The sequence below is a fragment of the Anaerococcus hydrogenalis DSM 7454 genome (assembly GCF_000173355.1).
Classification (GTDB): Bacteria; Bacillota; Clostridia; order Tissierellales; family Peptoniphilaceae; genus Anaerococcus; species Anaerococcus hydrogenalis.
In genome coordinates this window covers 1-16,361 of record NZ_ABXA01000007.1, presented here as the reverse complement: position 1 = coordinate 16,361, position 16,361 = coordinate 1, and the positions used below count along the sequence as shown (strand labels likewise).

Below are 16,361 nucleotides of genomic sequence, written 5' to 3'. Positions count from 1 at the left end.
TTTTTTATGGCAACTATAAAAGATGTAGCAAAACTTGCTGGAGTTTCTATAACTACAGTTTCTATGGTTTTGAACAAGACTAACAATAAAATATCTGACCAAACTAGAAAAAAAGTTATTGATGCAGCTGAAAGCTTAAATTATAAGGCAAATAATTTTGCAAGAGCCCTTGCTAGCAAGAAAAGTAATGTGATTATGGCTATCATTCCCGACATTTCCAATCCATTTTTTTCTTTGCTGGTTAAAAATCTTACCTATTATGCAGAAAAATATAAGTATTTTTTATACATCCACAACACGAATAACAAGGACTTGGATAAGGGGAAATTTTTAAATATTTTAAATAGCAATTTTGTAGCAGCCTCTTTGATTGTTGACAGGAATGTTAAAAATCTTGAACAGGATTTGATTGAGAAAAATAACATTATTTTTTTGGATGAGGTAGATTTTAATAATAATTCTTACCACATGGTAACTGGAAATAATGAAAAAGGCGGGCTTTTGGGCATGGAATATTTGATTGATAAGGGTTTTAAAAATATTGGAATCCTAATTGGTCCAAGGTCTACTGCTAATTCATCTAGAAGACTTTCAGGAGCCATTAAGGCAGCTATGAACAAGGATATTTATATTGATTCTTCAAATATAATTCATGGAGATTATACTTTTGAGGGTGGATATAAGGCTGGAAAATATTTTTTGGGAAAAAATATCGATGCAATTTTTTCTTTTTCTGATATGTCATCATACGGACTTTTGAAGTTTTTTTCTGAAAATAAAATTAAGGTTCCAGATGATATTTCTTTGATAAGCTATGATAATTTATTTTTAAATAATATTGTTAGTCCAAGGCTTACATCTATTGATCAAAATCTTGAAATGATTGCAAAATACTCTATTAAAATGGCAGATGATTTGATAAAAAATAAAAAAGTTGATAGGAAGGTTATGGTTGAACCTTTTATAAATTTTGGAGAAAGTGTAGGGGATAAAAATGAAGATACTTAATTTTGGTTCTTTAAATATTGATATATTTTTCAGGGTTGAAGAAATTGTAAAACCTGGGGAAACTATTAGTGCAAAAAGTATTGAAAAAAGACCAGGTGGCAAGGGCCTAAACCAATCTGTTGCCTTAGCTAAAAGTTTTGATAAAGTTTATCATGCTGGAAGCGTGGGAAAAGATGGCCTATATTTGATTGATTATTTAAAAAAGAAAATGTAGATAACAAATATATAAGACAATCTGAAAAATTGACAGGAAATGCAATAATTCAGGTTGATGATAAGGGAGAAAATTCCATAGTCCTTTATAAGGGGGCTAATTTTGATAATGATGAGGAATTTATCGACAAAGTTTTGGATGATTTTGGTAAAAACGATGTTTTGGTCTTACAAAATGAGATAAATTCGATGAAATATTTAATAGATAGGGCCTATGAGAAAAATATGAAGATAGTTTTGAATCCTTCTCCTATAACAGATAGGATAAAGGAATTTGATTATGAAAAAATCGACCTTATCTTGGTTAATGAACACGAGGCAGCAAGTATTAGTGGGAAAAAAACAAACGATGAGAAAATTGCTTATTTTAAAAACACCTACCCAAACTTAAAAGTAGTTATGACCTTGGGAAGCAAGGGGTCAATTTTTATAGCTAAGGATGAAAAAATAAAACAAGATTCTTTCAAGGTCAAGGCCCTTGATACTACAGGAGCTGGAGATACCTTTACTGGATATTTTGTATCTTATTTTTATCAAGGAAAAGATGTAAAAGAGGCAATGAAAATTGCAAGCAAGGCATCAGCCTTATCAGTTACAAAAAAAGGTGCAAGTATTTCAATTCCAAGCCTTGATGATGTGAAAAATTTTGAAAGGAGCGATGTATGAAAGAAAAAGGAATATTAAATAGCGAAATTTCAAAAAGACTTTCTGACTTGGGTCACACAGACCTAATAGCAATTGGCGATTGTGGTTTGCCAATTGATCCTGACAAAAAAATAGACTTGGCTCTAAAACTTGGCGAGCCTAAATTTATCCATGTCTTAGAAGTTTTACTTGAAGATTTTGGCTGTGAATATTATTACTTGGCAAAAGAGATTAAAGAAAATAACCCAAAGCAAGAAAAAGATATTAAAAATCTTTTACCAGATTGTGACTCTTCTTATATATCTCACGAAGATTTTAAGAAAAAATTAAAAGATGTGAAATTTGTAATAAGGACCGGGGAAGATACACCTTATTCAAATATAATTTTAAGATCAAAAAATATCTTTTAGGAGGATTTTATGAAAATTGAAATGAAAGATATTTACAAATCTTTTGGAAAAAATGACGTCCTAAAGGGTGTAAATTTTACCTTAAATGAAGGTGAAATTCATGCCTTGGTTGGAGAAAATGGGGCAGGAAAATCTACCCTAATGAATATCTTATCCGGAGTTTTGCCAAAAGATAAGGGAGAAATATTAATTGATGGAAAAAAAGTTGAAATTAATACCACCAACGATGCCAAAAAATACGGCATAAGTTTTATCCACCAAGAATTATCAGATTGGCCAGACCTTAGTGTCATGGATAATATTTTTATGAACAATGAACTTAGGAAGGGGATTTTTCTTGATAAAGATGCTATGAGAAAAAAATCCATAGAACTTCTAAAAAGATTTGACCTAGATATTGACCCTGATACAAAGGTTTCAAAATTGTCAGTAGGCCAAAGGCAAATGATGGAAATTGCCAAGGCAAACTTAAACAAGGTAAATGTATTAATCCTTGATGAACCGACATCAGCCCTAACCAATAATGAAATTGACAAATTGTTCAATTTAATAAAAAGGCTAAGAGATCAAAAAGTTTCTATGATATACATATCCCATAGGATGGAAGAAATTTTTTCCTTGACCAACAAAATTACTGTAATGAGAGATGGAAAATCTGTATCCTTGATGGATACAAACAAAACTTGCGAAAAAGAAGTGGTTTCAGCCATGGTAGGTCGAGATATTGGAGATTTTTATCCTCAAATGGATGCTGAAATATCAGACGTAAAAATTGAAATAAAAGATTTCAGCAGAAAGGGATATTTTGAAAATATAAATATAAAGGCAAAAAAAGGTGAAGTTTTAGGAATTTCTGGTCTTATGGGAGCAGGAAGAACGGAAATAATGAGATCTGTTTTTGGACTTGACCCAAAAGATAAGGGAGAAGTTTTTATTGATGGCAAAAAAGTTGTAATAAATAAACCAATAGATGCCATAAAAAATAAAATTGCCTTTGTAACAGAAAATAGGCAAGAAGAAGGCCTTGTCCTTGATGAATCTATAAGAGAAAATATTTCCCTCTTAAACTTTGATAAATTTTCAAAAAATTCATTTATAGACAAGAAAAAAGAAAAAAATCTTTCTGATAGCCTGGTTGAAAGTTTTAAAGTTAAAACCCAATCATCAGAAGCAAAAGTTTCGGACTTATCTGGAGGAAACCAACAAAAAGTTGTATTTGCAAAATGGTATGCCATAAATCCGGAAATTTTAATTTTAGATGAGCCAACCAAGGGAGTAGACGTAGGAGCAAAAAGAGAAATATATGATTTAATAAAAGATTTAACCCAAAAAGGCGTATCAATCATCCTTATTTCAAGCGATTTGCCAGAGTTACTTAGCCTATCAAATAGAATTTATGTAATATATGAAGGAAAAATGCAAGGAGAAATTTCAAGCCATGATGCAAATCAAGAAAAAATAATGACCCTTGCAACAGGAGGAAAAATATGACCAATATAAAAAATCGATTTAAAGAAAATCAAAATCTTGGGACAATACTTGCCTTAATAATTTTAATATGTTTTGTAAGTTTACTTAACCCAGCTTTTTTGCAAGTAAGTAACTTATTAAACTTAATGCGTCAACTTATAATAAATGGTTTTGTTGCCCTAGGAATGACCTTTGTAATTTTAACAGGAGGAATTGACCTTTCAGTCGGATCAACCCTTGCCTTAAGTTCAGCAATATTTGCCTGGCTTATGCAAAGTGGAATAAGCACAATATTTGCAATAATAGTAGCAATATTATTGGGAATTTTATTGGGCTTAATAAATGGTTTACTAATAACCAAAGGAAAGCTTGCACCATTTATAGTAACCCTTGCAACAATGACAATATTTAGGGGTCTAACCTTAGTATTAATGGACGGAAGACCAATAGCTGGACAAAGAGATGACTTTGTATTTCAATTTTTAGGAAAGGGACAAATTTTTGGAATTCCCTTCCAAGTGATTTTATTTATAATAGTTTATTTAATATTGTGGATGCTTTTGAATAAAACTTCTTACGGTAGAAAAATATTTGCTGTTGGAGGAAATGAGAAGGCAAGTTTCATATCAGGAATTAACATAGCAAAATCAAAAACTTTTGTATATATAATAAGTGCCTTGATGGCAGTTTTATCAGGACTTGTACTTACATCAAGACTAAACTCAGCCCAACCAACAGCAGGTTCTGCCTACGAAATGGATGCCATAGCAGCCGTTGTATTAGGTGGAACAAGTATGACAGGTGGAAGTGGATCTTTAACAGGAACCTTGATTGGAATTTTAATTTTAGGAGTCTTAAATAACGGACTAAACTTATTGGGAGTTTCAAGTTTTTATCAACAAATAGTAAAAGGAATTGTAATATTAATAGCAGTTCTAATAGACAGAAAGAGAAATAAATAGGAGATAAACATGAAAAAATTTAGAAAATTATTGGCTGTTTTAGCCATAGCCATCTTTACATTTACAGCTTGTAGCCTAGAAGGACAAGATACAAAAGATAATTCATCAAACACAAAAAAAGAAGAAAAAGCAAAAGATGGAAAATTAAAAGTAGGAGTTTCCCTATCAACATTAAACAACCCATTTTTCGTATCAATAAGAGAAGGGGTAGAAGAAGCTGCAAAAGACAAAGATGTTGAAACAGTTATAACAGATGCACAAAACGATTCATCAACACAAAATAACCAAGTTGAAGATTTAATAACCCAAAAAGTAGATTTAATTATAATAAATCCAGTAGATTCAACAGCAATCTCATCATCTGTAAAAAAAGCAAACGAGGCAAATATCCCTGTAATTTGCGTAGACAGGGGATCAGATGAGGGAGAAATTGTAAGCTTTATCGCAAGTAACAACGTTGAAGGTGGAAAACTTGCTGGAGAATTTATTTTAGAAAAAGCAGGAAAAGATGCAAAAGTAATTCAACTAGAAGGAATCCCTGGAGCAAGTTCAACTCGTGAAAGAGGAGAAGGATTTAAAAAAGCGACAGATGGAAAAATTGACCTAGTGGCAAGCCAAACAGCAAACTTTGATAGGGCTGAAGGAATGACAGTAATGGAAAACTTACTTCAAGCTCAACCAGATGTAAAAGCAGTATTTTGTCAAAACGATGAAATGGCACTAGGAGCAAGCGAGGCTATAAAAGCAAGTGGCAAGGATATAGTTTTAGTTGGATTTGATGGAAACGAAGATGCATTAAATGCAGTAAAAGAAGGATCAATGACAGCAACAGTTGCACAAAAACCAAAAGAAATGGGAAAAATTGCCCTAGAAACTGCAGTAAAATATCTAAAAGGTGAAAAAGTAGAAGAAAAAGTAGACTCACCACTAGAATTAGTAAAATAAAAAATAAAGCAATAAGATCCTAAAATTAAAAAAGACTAAAAAATGAGCTAAGATTATTTTCTTAGCTCATTTTTTTACCTATAAAATTTATAAAAATTAATATAGACCCAAAAATCCTTCAATCCATAAGATAAAAGAATGGGGTAGGATTTTTGAAATTATTAGTAAAATTTTTGCACTTGGGTGACTTGTTATTAGGTCTTTTTTGCCCATTTTTTTAAGGGCTTTTTCTACCATTTTTTCTAAATTTTCATTTCCTAAATTTTTTATTCCTGTGGAGGAATTTTTAGATTTTTTTAAAAATTCTGTTTTAACCCTGTTTGGACATAAGACAGAAACTTTTATATCTTTAAATTCTCGTCTTATGGCCCTTGAAAAGGATAAAACATAGGATTTACTGGCGGCATAAAGGGAGAACTTTGCTTGGGGAATAAAGGCTGCAGATGATGCTATATTTAAAATTATCCCATCTTTTTGGAAAAATTCTAAGCATATTTTTGTCATAGCTGTGAGGGCTTTAATGTTTAAATCCAAAGTCTTCATATCTTTTTCAAGTTTTGTGTTCTTGAAATAATCATTTTCTCCCATACCAGCAGAATTTATCAAAAGTCCAATTTTTTTGTTTGAAATCTTTAATTCTTTTCTTATAATTTCAAAAGATTTTTCTTCACACAAATCAAGGGCAAAAATTTTTGCCCTTGTTTCTAGTTTATTAGATAAGTTTTTAAGCTTATCTTCTCTTCTTGCAATTAGCCAAATTTCCTCATAATTTTTCTTGTCAATTTGCCTTGCAAATTCATAGCCTATTCCAGAGCTTGCTCCAGTAATTATGGCAATCATTATTTACTCATTGCCTTCATTATTAGGTTTTGTTTCAAATTCCACAAGTCATGGGAAAGGTCGACATAGTAATTGTGAGGTTGGTCAAATCTTTTTACCTCATCCCACAAGGATTTTACTTCAGCCTTGCAATATTCGTTTATTTGGTCAATTTTTGGTGATTCATATACTTTTTTACCATTTTTAAAAATTGGAATTTGCATTTTTCTAATTTCGTAATTTTCCATTCTTTTCATCTTCCAAGTAAAGTGTGGGTCAAAAATTACAAGTGGTTTACTATCATCAACTACTTCTTCTTTTAAGGTTATATAGTCAGCCTCAGCCTTTCCAGTTTTTTTGTCGTATAGTCTATAAACTTCTTTAAGGCCAGGAGTCGTAATTTTTTCAACATTTTCTGACACCTTTATTTTTGCAGTTTTTCCATTTTCATCTTCTATTTCGACAAGTTTATATACTCCACCAAATACTGGATCTGATTTTGCAGTGATTAATCTTTCCCCAATTCCAAATGAATCTATTTCTGCCCCTTGTTGGAGAAGGGATTCTATTTTGTATTCGTCAAGGGAGTTGCTTGCAACAATTTTTGCATCCTTGTATCCATTTTCATCTAAAATTTTTCTACATTCTTTTGATAGGTAGGCAATATCTCCTGAATCTATCCTAACTCCACCAGAAATTCCCAAAGGATCTAAAACTTCTTTGAAAACTTTCATAGCATTTGGCAAACCTTGTTTTAAAACATCGTAGGTGTCAATTAGTAAAATACAATTATCTGGATATAATTTTGCATATGCCAAAAATGCTTCATATTCTGAGTCAAAAGATTGGACCCAAGAGTGGGCCATGGTTCCACCTGCTGGATAATCATACATTTGGCTTGATAGAGTATTTGATGTAATAGGAGCTCCTGCAATATAGGCTGCCCTTGCTCCTTTAATAGATGCATCTGGCCCTTGGGCACGTCTTGCTCCAAATTCCATTACAGTTCTTCCTTTTGCAGCCCTTACTATCCTATTTGTTTTTGTAGCTACCAAAGATCCATAATTAAGTGATAGTAATAAATAAGTTTCTAAAATTTGTGCCTCTATTATTGGGGCCCTTACTGTAACAACTGGTTCTGATGGAAATATTGCTGATCCTTCAGGAAAAGCCCAAATATCACCTGTGAATTTGAAATTTTTCAAATAGCTTAAAAATTCTTCTGAAAAATTAGTATTTTTTCTAAAATATTCTATATCCTCATCATCAAAATGTATATTTTCAACATAATCAATAATATCATCTAAGCCTGAAAAAATTGAAAATCCTCCCTCATCAGGATTTTTTCTAAAAAATGCATCAAAAACTGCAATAGTATCTTTCATTCCACTTTCAAAATATCCATAAGCCATAGTAAATTCATAAAAATCACTTAGCATGGATAAATTTCTTCTTTCTTTCATACTTTCCTTCCTTATAATTATTAATCTTCCATTTTTAAATCTTGTTTTTATTATACCACTAATAAGTGGTATAGTAATAATAGTTTGCTTATTTTATAAACAAAAGGAGTATATAAAAATGTATATTTTTGATATAGATGGAACCTTGCTTTATACAATTGATTCCATTGCATATAATATCAACCAAACTTTAAAAGCCTATGGGCTAAAGGAAGTTCTAACAGATAAAATAAGGGAATTTGTTGGAAATGGCCCGAAAGTTTTGATTGAAAAAACTCTTGATTATATTGGATTTGAAAAATCTGAAAAAAGAGAAGAAATTTTAAATTCATACAACAAAAGATATGATGATAACCCATCCTATCTTACAAAACCTTATGACGGGATAGTAGAAGAGCTTGAAAAAATCAAAAAAAGAGGGGAGCTCTTGGTAGCTTTTTCTAACAAACCAGATTCTACTTGCAAAAAAGTCATAGGAGATGTTTTTGGCGAAGGATATTTTGATTTTATTTTAGGCTATAGGGAAGATATAGAAAGAAAACCTTCCCCTGAAGGCATGTATATAATAAAAGAAAGATTTGGGGTCGATTTTTCAGATATTATTTATTTTGGAGATAGCGAAGTTGACATGAAATGTGGAAAAAATGCTGGAGTATTTACTGTAGGATGTTCTTGGGGTTTTAGAGATAGAAAAATTTTGGAAGATTTAAAACCTGATTCTATAATAGATAAGCCAAGTGAAATTTCAAAAATAAGGAGAGTATAATGGCAAATTTATCAGTATTTGATATTATCGGACCTGTAATGATTGGTCCATCATCATCCCATACTGCTGGGGCAAATAGGATTGCAAAAATTGCAAGAGATTTGGGAGGGGAAGGATTTACAAAAGTAGATTTTTACCTTCACGGATCATTTGCAAAAACTTACCAAGGTCACGGAACAGATAGGGCTTTGGTTGGAGGAGTTCTAGGTTTTGGACCTGAAGATGAAAGGTTAAGAGATTCATTTGAAATAGCTGATAAGGCTGGAATAACTTATAATTTTATTCCACAAGATATGGGAGATGTTCATCCTAACACAGTAAAAATAATTCTTCATTATCCTGATGGCCACGAATTTAAATTAAGAGGCTCATCAATTGGTGGTGGAAATATTATGATAAATCAAATTATGGATAATGATGTAGAATATAATGGTAAAAATCCTACAATTATTTGCACCTATCCTGAACAAAAGGGAATGATTGCTTTTATTTCAAATGTTTTGTTTGACCACAATTATAATATTAAAAATATGAAAACCATGCACAAGGGTGGAATAATTATGCTAATTGTAGAATTAGACCAAGACTTGGAAGAGGATGTCTACAAGGAAATTGAAGCTGGTAAGAATTTTGAATTTATAAAATATTTGGGGTAAGTTATGAAAACAACAATGGAATATATTAAAAATAGGATAAAAGAAGAAAATAAGGAAGTTTGGGAAATTGCTCTTGAAGATGAGATGGACCTAACAGGAAAATCCAAAGAAGAGGTTTTTGCCTTATTGCAAAAATCACTTGATGTTATGAAAGAATCTTCAAAGAAGGCTCTTGATAAAAAGTTAATGTCAATGACAAAAATGACTGGTGGAAATGCAAAATCAATGAATAATTATTTCCTATCAGAAGATACAATAATGGGAGATTTGCCAACAAAGGCTATGGCTATGGCTTTTTCTACATCAGAAGTTAATGCTTCAATGGGAAAAATCGTAGCAAGTCCAACAGCAGGCTCTGCAGGAATTGTTCCAGCAAGTTTAATGGCTATGCGTGAAAAATACGGCTATTCTGATGAAGAGTTGATAAAAGCTATGCTTGTTGCAACAGAATTTGGGCAAATTATTGCTGACAATGCAACTTTTGCAGGAGCTGAGGGCGGATGCCAAGCTGAATGTGGATCTGCTGCAGCTATGTGTGCAGCTGCGATTTGTTATTTAAGAGGGGCTGATATAAATGTGATGGAAGATGCAGCTTCAATTGCACTTTTATCAATCATGGGCCTTGTTTGTGATCCTATTGGAGGAATGGTAGAATTTCCTTGCAATATTAGAAATGCATCAGGGGTTATAAATGCTCTTTCTGCAGCTGATATGGCGATTGCAGGAGTAAAAGTTTTGGTAACATTTGATGAAACAGTAGATGCCTTAAAAGAAGTAGGCGATGCTCTTCCTGCAAGTTTAAGAGAAACTGGAGATGGGGGAGTTGCAGCTTGTCCATCAGCTATAAGACTTAAGAAAAAATATATTGACAAAGAAGAAGTATAAAATGATTTCCTAGGAAAAGTATTGTAATTTCAATACTTTTCCTTATTTTTTTGCTTGTAAATTTAAAAAAACTTGGTATACTAACTTTGTTAGAAAGGAAATTTATGAAAGTTAGAATTGATGAAAGATTAGAAGATGCTCAAATGATTAAGTCTTGGGCGAAATTTTTGAAAGCCAAAAAAATTATTATAGCCAATGATGAAATCGAAAAAATGGATTTAGAAAAAGAAATCATAAGGATGAGTCTTGACCATATAAGAGTTGACTTTATCCAAGTTGAAAAATTAAAAGATAAGCTAGAAAATGAAGACAATAAGGAAAGCTTAATTTTTGTAAAGAAGCCAGAAGATTTAAAAAGTTTAGAAGATGATAAGATAAGTTCAATTGAGCTTGGTTTTATGGCCTTTAAGGAAGGTTTCAAACTTTTAAGTGAAAATTGTTATGTCTGCCCAAAAGATTTGAAATTTTTTAAAGAAATTATGGGCAAGGGCATAGATATTTTCATGCAAGATAACCCTTATTCTACAAAAAAGAATATAAATTATTTTATTTAAAAAGCTATTTTACCAAAAAAGTAAAATAGCTTTTTTATTTTTTATCTTCCTCATCTTTTTCATCTTTTAAATTAAATTTTTTTCTCATATGATATCTTAATATTGATAATAAAAGGATAAAATATAGGATGGTAAAAAGAATTAGAAGGATTACGCATATATTTCTTCTTACTTTAAAATATAAAATTATGGGATAGATTATGCCAAATAAGATTATTCCAAGAATCATTGAAAGATTTCCCGCAAAATTATTGCCGTATTCCCAACATTCTTTGTTGTAGCAAACTTCCCAAATATGAAAGCCTACTCTCATTTTTGGATAGGATGTGTGAAATTTTTTGAAAAATATTCCTACATATATTGAAAAGAATAGTAAAAGCACATCACCAACTATTAAATTTCCCAACTAATCACCCTTTCTTTTAATTAATAGATTTAGTTAAAATATACCCCAAATTATGAAAATTGAAAAAATATAGGTTTTTGCATACAATATTAATAGAGTTTTTACTTTTAAAAATAAAGTTAAGAGGTTATTTTATGAAAATTTTAATTACATCTGACTGGTATTATCCGGTTGTAAATGGTGTAGTAAGATCAATTTTAAATTTAAAATCCTATCTTGAAGGTCGTGGTTTTGATGTGAGGGTTTTGACCCTATCAAATTCTACTGAAAGTTATAAAAAAGATAAGGTTTATTACATAGGAAGTCTAGGTGCTGGAAAAATTTATCCTGAGGCAAGAATTTCAGCAACATTGAGAAATAAATTTATCAAAGAAATTAAGGATTGGAAACCTGATATTGTCCATTCTCAGTGTGAATTTTCAACTTTTATGATGGCAACAAAAATTGCCAAAAAAGCATCTTGCCCAATAATTCACACCTACCACACTATTTATGAAGATTACACCCATTATTTTTCCCCATCAAAAAAGGTAGGTAAGAAGGTCATTTCGGTATTTTCTAAGGCTATAGCTGATAGGACAGATTATATTATTGCTCCAAGCAAAAAAACTTTGGAGATTTTAAAATCATATGATATTGAAGATGAAAAAATACAAATAATTCCAACTGGGATAGAAATGCCTGAAAGATTGGATGATAAATATAAACTTAGGGATTATTATGGTTTTGATAAAAACGATAAGATAATTTTATATTTGGGAAGGCTTGCTGAGGAGAAGAATATTGAGGAGCTTATTGATTATTATGGAAAGCTCAATATGGAAAAGTTAAAATTTATCCTTGTAGGAGGAGGTCCCTACCTTGGCCATTTGAAAAAATATAGTGAAAAAATTGATAAGAGAATTTATTTTGCAGGCATGGTTAGGCCAGAAGAGGTAAATAATTATTATAGGATGGCAGATGCCTTTGTTTCTGCAAGCAAGTCTGAAACTCAAGGTCTTACCTACTATGAGGCCATGAGCAATGGGACTTTGGCAATTTGCAGGAAAGATTTGTGTCTTGACCATGTAATAATTGATGGTTTTAATGGCTACCAATATAAAGATTTTTCCGATTTTGAAAAATTTTTGCAAATTATTTTTTTGGATGATAAAAAAAGAGAAGAATTATCTAAAAATGCTAGGTCTTATGCTCTTGAGAATTTTTCTATTGATTCATTTGGGAAAAAATGTGAAAAACTTTATAAAAAAGCCCTGGAAAGAGATGTTAGATGAAAATTCTTATTTATAACGAAGATTATCAAACAGTAAAAGAATCCGGAGTTGGTAAGGCCATTGACCACCAAAAAAAAGCCCTAGAGCTTGCGGGAGTTCCTTATACCTTAAATTCTAAGGATGATTATGATATTTGCCACATTAATACAGTTTTTCCAAAATCTGCATCATTTGCAAAAAAGGCAGAAAGAGCTGGGAAAAAAGTAGTCTATCATGGCCATTCTACAGAAGAAGATTTTAGAAATTCCTTTATTTTTTCAAATCAACTTGCTCCTTTTTTTAAAAAATGGTTGATTTATTGCTATAAAAAGGGAGATTTGATCCTAACTCCAACTGCATATTCCAAAAAAATTTTAGAATCCTATAAGATGGATAGGAAAATTGAGGTTGTATCAAATGGAATAGATTTGGACTTTTGGAAGGAAGCTAAAAATGACAGGGAAAATTTTTACCAAAGATATGGTCTAGATGAAAATAAAAAATCAATAATTTCTGTCGGCCTTTTTATAGAAAGAAAGGGCATATTGGACTTTGTTGACCTTGCCAAAAGACTACCCCAATATGAATTTGTTTGGTTTGGAGAATTGAATTTAAAGCTTGTTCCAGAAAAAGTAAGAAGGGCTGTCCAAAGTGATTTAAAAAATTTACATTTTCCAGGCTATGTCAACCAAAATTTATTAAGGGAGGCTTACTCTGGATCAGACCTTTATATTTTTCCAACCTTCGAAGAAACTGAGGGGATTGTCCTTCTTGAGGCCCTTGCCACAAAGGCTGATATTATAATAAGGGATATTGAAATTTATAAAAATTTAAAAGAAGGGGAAAATATCTATAAGGCCAAAGACTTTGATGAATTTTATGAAAAAATAAAATTGATAATGGAGGGAGATCTTCCATCTCTAAAAGAGAAGGCCTACCTTATAGCTTACGAAAAATCCCTAGAAAATGTTGGTAAGAAACTTAAAAAATTTATGAAGAACTTTTAGAAAGAGATGAAAAATGAGAAGTTTATTAAAATTTATTGTCTATGCCCTAATAATTATCTTTATACCAAGTTTTATAATGATGTTTGTTACAAGTATGGGCTTTGACAATATTTACTTGGTACTTTTGGGTCAAATTCTTATTTTTATTATATTGATGGGCTCATATTTTCTAACAAGAAAAAATATAGTTAAGTATGAAAATGAGACCTTAAAATTAATAGAATATGAAGATGATATAGAAAAATTAAAAGATTTGAGAGAAAAAAGAATATCCTACAAGTCCAAGGCTAATATTAGTAAAAAAATTATTGACCTTTCCTATTCAAAAGAAGAGCTTTCTAAGCTTAGAAAATACTCTTCAACTTATGATGATTGGATATTTTATTATGCAAGTTTGATAAAAAATGAAAGAGATGATAGGGAGATTTATAAGAAAAAGAGGGATAATTTTATAAAAAGATATAAAAATAGGCACTTTATTTTCTTAGATTATGCAGAAAACATGAGAACATCCATAAAATGGATAATAATATTTTTGGTATTTTCTTTAATATCCTACCTAAATCCATATAAATTTATAAAAAATCCAAACCTATATACCATGGCTCTTTTACTAAACTTTACCTTAAATTTTGGACTTATGGTAAATACAGTAATATGGATAATAAGAAGCTTAAAAAGTTATTGGGCAAGAAAAATAATTTAGACAAAAGATTTTCTTTTGTCTTTTTTTATTTATAAATTTAAGATAAATCAATTTCAAAAACAAGGTTATTAAAATGAGATATTAATTTAATTAATAAAATAAATCAAAATATTAAAAATATTAAAAGAAAACTTTACAAATATTAAAATGGTGGTATACTAAAAATATAAAAGGAGGCTGGCTTTGATTAATAAATGTCCTAATTGTGGTGATGATTTAATTATCACATCTTATAAATGTAAGTCATGTTTGACAGAAGTTAGTGGAGAGTTTGAAATGGATAAGTTTCAAAGACTCGACCTTGAGGATTTGGAATTTGTGGAGCTTTTTTTACAAAAGCGTGGAAGTATAAAAGATGTTGGTGAGAGTTTAGGAATTTCTTATCCAACTGTTAGAAATAGAATTGACAAGATTGTAAAAAAACTTGGTGGAAAGATAGATAAAAAAGAATCTAGAATTGATATTTTGAATATGGTCGACAAGGGAGAGATTACTCCAGACCAAGCAAGTGAACTTTTAAAGGAGTTAAAAGATGAATGAAGAAAAGAAAATGATTTTAGATATGTTAAAAGAAGGAAAAATTACAGTTGAACAAGCAAGCGATCTTTTGGAAGCTGTAGGCAAAGATAAATCAAAAAACAATGATGAAAGTTTTGTTAATAAATTATCTACTTCTTTTGAAAAAATTATGAAAAAAACTAGCGAAACTATTTCGAATTTCGACTTTGATTTTGACTTAGATAGTGTAAGTATTCCAAATATTTACCATATCAATTCTCAAAAATCTGAAAATCAAACAAAAATAGATGATGATATCAATGAAATTGAAATTGATGTGACAAATGCTTCTTTTGAAATTGAAAGAGCTCAAGAAAATCATATCTTGGTTGAACAAAAAGTTTATTATAAAAACAAGGAAGATATGGACAAGGAATATCTAAACATCGAAGTTGTTGATGATAAACTTATTATCAATACAAAAGAAGAATATAAGTTTTTGGATGCTAGTGCAAATGTAAAATTATATTTGGGAAAAAATCTTTACGATAAGATTGATGTAAATATTGTAAATGGTCAAGTTGAACTATGCGATGTTGATTTTAAAGAAAATAATATGGAATCAATAAATGCAAGACTTACTGTAATTAATTCTGCAGGAAATATTGACCTTAAAAACACAAATGGAAGAATTGAAATTAGAAATACAAATGGAGATGTCGAAGTTTCTAATGTAAATGGTTCAGTTTATCTTACAAATGTAAGCGGATCAAAGGCTGATATCAATTTAGTTAATGGATCTATCAGGGTAGATGGTTTAAATATAGAAGATATAAATCTTTCATCAAAATCAGGTTCAATTAGAATTTACAAAATTATCGATAGTAAAGAAATAAATATTGATACAAAATTTGGTTCAGTTGTTGTTGATACAAACGAATTTGGAAAAAATATCAAAGCCCTAATCAAAGCTTCTTCCTATTCAATAGCTGACAAATTTAAAAATAAATTACAAAAAGAAAATGGCTACCAAGTTTCTACAAATCCAGAAGAAAACGACCTAAACATAGATGTAAAATCAGGTTTTGGTAGGGTAAGCATTAGATAAGAAAAAAATTATAGCCTTAGGATTTTTCCTAAGGCTATTTTTTGTGGAAAAAAATATATAGCAAAGACATATCTCATAGCGTAAACAAAGTATGAATTTAGATAATATTTATTTTGAAATAAAAATTAAGTTAAGTACCATCTCGACTAAGTGAGTGAAACGAACGCATGGAGAGATCTCTTGAGATTTCTCGACTCACTACGTTCGCTCGAAATGGGTGAAAATATACTTTGTCAACAGCCTGAGATATGCCAAAGACATATATTTTTAATGTAAGTTTAAAACTTCAATTTAGCCTAATCTTTCGGAAAATTACTATTTTGTAATAAGATAAGGCTAAATTTTTCTATTTGTTTTGAGGGATTTCAACAAATATTTCAAAGAAAAAATAAAATATTTATTAAGGAAGAGATAAGCTTGTGGCTTAAATTATTTATTTTATCCTTTCTTTCACATAAATAATAAGATAGCTTTGTTTTGAAATTTAAAAAATTTGTAAAGATTGAGTAATATTTAAAAAGGGCTTTACAAAATAAAAATAGTATATAATTGTATTAAGAAAGTGATACAATAATACAAAGGTACAA

The 16,361-nt window shown here is 30.4% G+C and carries 19 protein-coding genes; 16 read left to right on the top strand and 3 right to left on the bottom strand.

Annotated elements, in window-relative coordinates; translation table 11 throughout:
* The first annotated feature begins 6 nt into the window (after positions 1 to 6).
* Genes ANHYDRO_RS01415 through ANHYDRO_RS01390 form a run of 7 tightly spaced genes read left to right on the top strand, consistent with a single transcriptional unit; the run spans position 7 to position 5,653 of the window.
* Positions 7 to 1,008 carry a LacI family DNA-binding transcriptional regulator gene (locus ANHYDRO_RS01415; protein WP_039913713.1) on the top strand — a complete coding sequence of 334 codons (1,002 nt, stop codon included), beginning with the start codon at positions 7 to 9 and terminating at the stop codon, positions 1,006 to 1,008.
* On the top strand, positions 995 to 1,222 hold the full coding sequence (locus ANHYDRO_RS11055; RefSeq protein WP_004812720.1) for a PfkB family carbohydrate kinase: 228 nt from the start codon (positions 995 to 997) through the stop codon (positions 1,220 to 1,222). Before ANHYDRO_RS01415 ends, ANHYDRO_RS11055 begins: the two co-directional genes overlap by 14 nt.
* Positions 1,223 to 1,251: 29 nt before the next feature.
* Positions 1,252 to 1,887: a ribokinase gene (locus ANHYDRO_RS01410; RefSeq protein WP_004812718.1), complete on the top strand. Its 636-nt coding sequence runs from the start codon at positions 1,252 to 1,254 to the stop codon at positions 1,885 to 1,887.
* A complete protein-coding gene (gene rbsD, locus ANHYDRO_RS01405; RefSeq protein WP_004812717.1) occupies positions 1,884 to 2,276 on the top strand; it encodes a D-ribose pyranase in 393 nt (130 codons plus the stop codon). Before ANHYDRO_RS01410 ends, rbsD begins: the two co-directional genes overlap by 4 nt.
* A 9-nt stretch (positions 2,277 to 2,285) precedes the next feature.
* The gene (locus ANHYDRO_RS01400; RefSeq protein WP_004812715.1) at positions 2,286 to 3,767 is read left to right on the top strand and encodes a sugar ABC transporter ATP-binding protein; all 1,482 of its coding nucleotides are present in this window, start codon (positions 2,286 to 2,288) and stop codon (positions 3,765 to 3,767) included.
* Complete coding sequence (locus ANHYDRO_RS01395) at positions 3,764 to 4,708, top strand: ABC transporter permease (protein WP_004812714.1); 945 nt, start codon at positions 3,764 to 3,766, stop codon at positions 4,706 to 4,708. The genes ANHYDRO_RS01400 and ANHYDRO_RS01395 overlap by 4 nt, the downstream gene beginning before the upstream one ends.
* 9 nt (positions 4,709 to 4,717) lie before the next feature.
* The gene (locus ANHYDRO_RS01390; RefSeq protein ID WP_004812712.1) at positions 4,718 to 5,653 is read left to right on the top strand and encodes a D-ribose ABC transporter substrate-binding protein; all 936 of its coding nucleotides are present in this window, start codon (positions 4,718 to 4,720) and stop codon (positions 5,651 to 5,653) included.
* 96 nt (positions 5,654 to 5,749) lie between these two features.
* Here ANHYDRO_RS01390 and ANHYDRO_RS01385 read toward each other — a convergent pair whose 3' ends face one another.
* Positions 5,750 to 6,493 (bottom strand): SDR family NAD(P)-dependent oxidoreductase, encoded by a 744-nt coding sequence (locus ANHYDRO_RS01385; protein ID WP_004812709.1) that lies wholly within the window; start codon positions 6,491 to 6,493, stop codon positions 5,750 to 5,752.
* Positions 6,493 to 7,935: a nicotinate phosphoribosyltransferase gene (locus ANHYDRO_RS01380; RefSeq protein WP_004812706.1), complete on the bottom strand. Its 1,443-nt coding sequence runs from the start codon at positions 7,933 to 7,935 to the stop codon at positions 6,493 to 6,495. Before ANHYDRO_RS01380 ends, ANHYDRO_RS01385 begins: the two co-directional genes overlap by 1 nt.
* 118 nt (positions 7,936 to 8,053) lie before the next feature.
* Between ANHYDRO_RS01380 and ANHYDRO_RS01375 the strand changes: the two genes are divergently transcribed.
* The 4 genes from ANHYDRO_RS01375 to ANHYDRO_RS01360 all read left to right on the top strand — a co-directional run bounded on the left by ANHYDRO_RS01375 (position 8,054) and on the right by ANHYDRO_RS01360 (position 10,796).
* A complete protein-coding gene (locus tag ANHYDRO_RS01375; RefSeq protein WP_039913710.1) occupies positions 8,054 to 8,701 on the top strand; it encodes an HAD family hydrolase in 648 nt (215 codons plus the stop codon).
* Positions 8,701 to 9,357: an L-serine ammonia-lyase, iron-sulfur-dependent subunit beta gene (sdaAB, locus tag ANHYDRO_RS01370; protein ID WP_004812704.1), complete on the top strand. Its 657-nt coding sequence runs from the start codon at positions 8,701 to 8,703 to the stop codon at positions 9,355 to 9,357. The genes ANHYDRO_RS01375 and sdaAB overlap by 1 nt, the downstream gene beginning before the upstream one ends.
* Positions 9,358 to 9,360: 3 nt before the next feature.
* Positions 9,361 to 10,242: an L-serine ammonia-lyase, iron-sulfur-dependent, subunit alpha gene (sdaAA, locus tag ANHYDRO_RS01365; protein WP_004812702.1), complete on the top strand. Its 882-nt coding sequence runs from the start codon at positions 9,361 to 9,363 to the stop codon at positions 10,240 to 10,242.
* A gap of 104 nt (positions 10,243 to 10,346) precedes the next feature.
* Complete coding sequence (locus ANHYDRO_RS01360) at positions 10,347 to 10,796, top strand: PTS sugar transporter subunit IIB (protein WP_052588907.1); 450 nt, start codon at positions 10,347 to 10,349, stop codon at positions 10,794 to 10,796.
* Positions 10,797 to 10,830: 34 nt separating this feature from the next.
* Here the strand turns inward: ANHYDRO_RS01360 and ANHYDRO_RS01355 are convergent, their stop codons facing one another.
* Positions 10,831 to 11,202 (bottom strand): SdpI family protein, encoded by a 372-nt coding sequence (locus tag ANHYDRO_RS01355; protein WP_004812697.1) that lies wholly within the window; start codon positions 11,200 to 11,202, stop codon positions 10,831 to 10,833.
* A 134-nt stretch (positions 11,203 to 11,336) separates the two neighbouring features.
* On the opposite strand from ANHYDRO_RS01355, the gene ANHYDRO_RS01350 reads away from it, so the two are divergent.
* The 5 genes from ANHYDRO_RS01350 to ANHYDRO_RS01330 all read left to right on the top strand — a co-directional run bounded on the left by ANHYDRO_RS01350 (position 11,337) and on the right by ANHYDRO_RS01330 (position 15,774).
* Entirely contained in the window at positions 11,337 to 12,476 is a 1,140-nt protein-coding gene (locus ANHYDRO_RS01350) for a glycosyltransferase (protein ID WP_004812695.1), read from the top strand.
* Positions 12,473 to 13,462, top strand: coding sequence for an LTA glycolipid anchor biosynthesis glycosyltransferase, IagA/BgsA family (locus ANHYDRO_RS01345; RefSeq protein ID WP_004812693.1), 990 nt, complete (start codon positions 12,473 to 12,475; stop codon positions 13,460 to 13,462). The genes ANHYDRO_RS01350 and ANHYDRO_RS01345 overlap by 4 nt, the downstream gene beginning before the upstream one ends.
* A gap of 13 nt (positions 13,463 to 13,475) precedes the next feature.
* Complete coding sequence (locus ANHYDRO_RS01340; protein WP_004812692.1) at positions 13,476 to 14,168, top strand: hypothetical protein; 693 nt, start codon at positions 13,476 to 13,478, stop codon at positions 14,166 to 14,168.
* 183 nt (positions 14,169 to 14,351) lie between these two features.
* Positions 14,352 to 14,708 (top strand): DUF2089 domain-containing protein, encoded by a 357-nt coding sequence (locus tag ANHYDRO_RS01335; protein ID WP_039913707.1) that lies wholly within the window; start codon positions 14,352 to 14,354, stop codon positions 14,706 to 14,708.
* Positions 14,701 to 15,774: a DUF4097 family beta strand repeat-containing protein gene (locus ANHYDRO_RS01330; RefSeq protein WP_004812689.1), complete on the top strand. Its 1,074-nt coding sequence runs from the start codon at positions 14,701 to 14,703 to the stop codon at positions 15,772 to 15,774. The genes ANHYDRO_RS01335 and ANHYDRO_RS01330 overlap by 8 nt, the downstream gene beginning before the upstream one ends.
* Positions 15,775 to 16,361 lie beyond the last annotated feature (587 nt).

Bases quoted from the DNA above. Each gene is read 5' to 3' on its own strand.
- ANHYDRO_RS01415 (WP_039913713.1), top strand. From the start codon at position 7: ATGGCAACTATAAAAGATGTAGCAAAACTTGCTGGAGTTTCTATAACT.
- ANHYDRO_RS11055 (WP_004812720.1), top strand. From the start codon at position 995: ATGAAGATACTTAATTTTGGTTCTTTAAATATTGATATATTTTTCAGG.
- rbsD (WP_004812717.1), top strand. From the start codon at position 1,884: ATGAAAGAAAAAGGAATATTAAATAGCGAAATTTCAAAAAGACTTTCT.
- ANHYDRO_RS01400 (WP_004812715.1), top strand. From the start codon at position 2,286: ATGAAAATTGAAATGAAAGATATTTACAAATCTTTTGGAAAAAATGAC.
- ANHYDRO_RS01395 (WP_004812714.1), top strand. From the start codon at position 3,764: ATGACCAATATAAAAAATCGATTTAAAGAAAATCAAAATCTTGGGACA.
- ANHYDRO_RS01390 (WP_004812712.1), top strand. From the start codon at position 4,718: ATGAAAAAATTTAGAAAATTATTGGCTGTTTTAGCCATAGCCATCTTT.
- ANHYDRO_RS01385 (WP_004812709.1), bottom strand. From the start codon at position 6,493: ATGATTGCCATAATTACTGGAGCAAGCTCTGGAATAGGCTATGAATTT.
- ANHYDRO_RS01380 (WP_004812706.1), bottom strand. From the start codon at position 7,935: ATGAAAGAAAGAAGAAATTTATCCATGCTAAGTGATTTTTATGAATTT.
- ANHYDRO_RS01375 (WP_039913710.1), top strand. From the start codon at position 8,054: ATGTATATTTTTGATATAGATGGAACCTTGCTTTATACAATTGATTCC.
- sdaAB (WP_004812704.1), top strand. From the start codon at position 8,701: ATGGCAAATTTATCAGTATTTGATATTATCGGACCTGTAATGATTGGT.
- sdaAA (WP_004812702.1), top strand. From the start codon at position 9,361: ATGAAAACAACAATGGAATATATTAAAAATAGGATAAAAGAAGAAAAT.
- ANHYDRO_RS01360 (WP_052588907.1), top strand. From the start codon at position 10,347: ATGAAAGTTAGAATTGATGAAAGATTAGAAGATGCTCAAATGATTAAG.
- ANHYDRO_RS01350 (WP_004812695.1), top strand. From the start codon at position 11,337: ATGAAAATTTTAATTACATCTGACTGGTATTATCCGGTTGTAAATGGT.
- ANHYDRO_RS01345 (WP_004812693.1), top strand. From the start codon at position 12,473: ATGAAAATTCTTATTTATAACGAAGATTATCAAACAGTAAAAGAATCC.
- ANHYDRO_RS01340 (WP_004812692.1), top strand. From the start codon at position 13,476: ATGAGAAGTTTATTAAAATTTATTGTCTATGCCCTAATAATTATCTTT.
- ANHYDRO_RS01330 (WP_004812689.1), top strand. From the start codon at position 14,701: ATGAATGAAGAAAAGAAAATGATTTTAGATATGTTAAAAGAAGGAAAA.